This is a genomic window from Streptomyces phytophilus (assembly GCF_013870535.1).
GTDB classification, from domain to species: Bacteria; Actinomycetota; Actinomycetes; order Streptomycetales; family Streptomycetaceae; genus Streptomyces; species Streptomyces phytophilus.
This window is the reverse complement of record NZ_JACBXC010000860.1, coordinates 1-2,662: the sequence shown is the minus strand read 5'-3', so window position 1 is coordinate 2,662 and position 2,662 is coordinate 1. Positions and strand designations below refer to the sequence as shown.

Annotated in this window: 1 protein-coding gene and 1 pseudogene; both read left to right on the top strand. The window is 75.5% G+C overall.

Going from position 1 to position 2,662, the window contains the following annotated elements; all coding sequences use genetic code 11:
- A partial coding sequence (locus tag H5J30_RS26325; RefSeq protein ID WP_258563548.1) for a TOMM precursor leader peptide-binding protein occupies positions 1 to 1,630 on the top strand: 1,630 nt, incomplete at its 5' end.
- 35 nt (positions 1,631 to 1,665) lie between these two features.
- Positions 1,666 to 2,487, top strand: a pseudogene (locus H5J30_RS26320) (nitroreductase family protein); the annotation flags it as partial.
- Positions 2,488 to 2,662 lie beyond the last annotated feature (175 nt).

Below are 2,662 nucleotides of genomic sequence, written 5' to 3'. Positions count from 1 at the left end.
CCTCGTGGCCGGGGCCGTCTCCGCCGCGGACCGTGCGTCCGCCCGCCGTCGTGACGTCGCCGCATGCCAGGACACCGAAGCCGCTGCCGATCCCGGCGCCCGCGGCACCGCCGGTCCCCGTACCGCCGCCTTCCCCCTCGTCCACCAGCTCGACCTCGCCGACCTCACCGTCCGCCGCTACCCCCTCGTCCCCGACCCCGAGTGCCCCGGCTGCGGTCCCCGCGAGCGCGACTCCGCCGACGGCGCCCTCCTTGACCTCCAGCCCTCCCCCAAGTACCGTCCCGGCGCCTTCCGCACCCGGGCGCTCGCGGACTACGACCTGCCCACCGAGGCGTTCGCGAACCCCGTGTGCGGCGCCCTCGGGCCCACCGTCGTCCTCGACGTCTCCTCCACCTCCACCTCCGCCACCATCGGCTGCTTCTCGCTCCGCTCCGGCGACTACCTCCGCGAGACCTTCTGGGGCGGCCACGCCGACACCTTCCGCGACAGCCTGCGCATCGGCGTCCTGGAGGGCCTGGAGCGCTACGCCGGCATGCGGCCCCGCACCCGTGCCACCACCGTGCGGGCCAGCCTCGACCAGCTCGTCGCCGAGGGCCGCCCCGCCCTCGACCCCCGCCGGTGCGGGCTCTACGCCCCGGAGTTCCACTCCGCGACCGGCATCGCCCCGTTCGCGCCGGAGCGCGAGATCTCCTGGGTCTGGGGCCACTCCCTCACCGACCGCCGCCCCCTGCTCGTGCCCGAGGTGCTGACGTACTACCACACCCCCGGCCTCGCCGACCGCTTCGTGCAGGAGAGCTCCAACGGCTGCGCCACCGGCGGCTCCGCCGCCGAGGCCGTCTACTACGGCCTCATGGAGGTCGTCGAGCGCGACGCCTTCCTCCTCGCCTGGTACGGGCGGCAGCCCCTCACCGAACTGGACCCCGCCTCCGCCGCCCGCCCCGCCACCCGGCAGATGGTGGCGCGGCTGGAGATGTACGGCTACCGGGCCCGGTTCTTCGACGCCGCGCTGACCTTCCCCGTCCCCGTCGTCGCCGGCGTCGCCGAGCGCCACGACGGCGGCCCCGGCCGGATGTGCTTCGGCGCCGGCGCCGGGCTCGACCCCGAAGCGGCGCTGGCCGCCGCGCTGGACGAGATCGCCACCGACGCCGTCAACCTCGCGGGCCGTACGGAGCGGGAGGAGCCCCGGCTGCGGGCCATGGCCGCCGACTTCGGCAAGGTCGCCGCCCTCCACGACCACCCCCTCGTCTACGGGCTGCCGGAGATGGCCCGCCACGCCGACTTCCTCCTCAAGCCGGCGCGGCGCCCCGTCCCGCTGCACGAGCGGTACGGCGCCGGGCGCACCCTGCCCGTCTCCGACGACCTCGCCGAGGACGCCGCGGCGTGCGTGGCGGCGGTCGCCGGGGCCGGGTTCGAGGTGATCGCCGTCGACCAGACCCTGCCCGAGCAGCGGGAGCGGGGGCTGTGGACGGTCGGCGTGCTCGTACCGGGGCTGCTGCCCATCGACTTCGGCTGGTCCCGGCAGCGGGCGCTGGGCATGCCCCGGCTGCGTACCGGGCTGCGCGAGGCGGGGCTGCGCGACCACGACCTCACCGACGCCGAGCTGAACCCCGCACCGCACCCGTTCCCCTGACACGAGCCGCCGGCCACCCGGAGAAGGAGCAGACGATGGGATACGCCCACGGATACGCGACCGCGATCATGCATCGCGGCCGGGTGCCGATGGAGCCGGTGGACTTCGTGCCCGACTGGGCGGACGGTCCCCGTAAGACCAAGCACTACCCCGGTACGGACCGGCTGCCGCTGCCGGCGGGACCCGCGTACCCGGCGCACGCCACCGTCGAGCGCGGCCTGCTGTCCCCCGGCGCGGGCGGCGGCGGGCCCGCGTTCGACCTCGGGCTGCTCGGGGGGCTGCTGCGGGACTCGTACGGGCTGGTGGGCCGCCGCCTCGGCGTGCAGGCCAACACCGACCTGAACGCCCTGCCCTTCTACCCCCTCGCCAACTGGTCCCGCGGCACCGCCTCCGGCGGCGGCCTCTACCCCGTCTCCGTCTACTGGATCAGCGGGCCCTGCGCCCCCGTACCGCCGGGCGTGCACTACTACTCGGCCCGCCACCACGCGCTGCGCCGGCTGCTGACCGGCGACGTCTCGGGTGCCGTACGGGAGGCGCTGGGGGAGGGGGCGCCGGGGCCTGAGACGGACCAGTTCCTGGTGCTGGGCGTGAAGTACTGGCAGAACTCCTTCAAGTACAACAGCTTCTCCTTCCACGCGGTGAGCATGGACGTGGGCGCGCTGCTGGGCACGTGGCGGATGTGGGCCGGGGCGCGGGGGACGGCGCTGGAGCCGGCGCTGTGGTTCGACGAGGAGCGGCTGGCGCGGCTGCTGGGGGTGGCCCGGCGGATACGTACGGGCATCGTGCACGTCGGCGACCAGACGATCGCGGACGAGCCGACGGCGCCGTTCGGCGGGGTGGGCGCGAGCGGCTTCGGGCGGTTCGGCGGGCGGTGGGGGCTGGAGTCGTTCAGCAACACGCGGTGGGTGACGCTGGCGACCCGGCACGCCCGCTATCCGTTCTAGTACGGGGCGAGTCCCCTGCGTTTCCTGTCGGTTGGGCGCGGCGGCGGCGCCGTCAGGCCGCTCCCCCGGCCTTCAGGGCCCGCAGGGC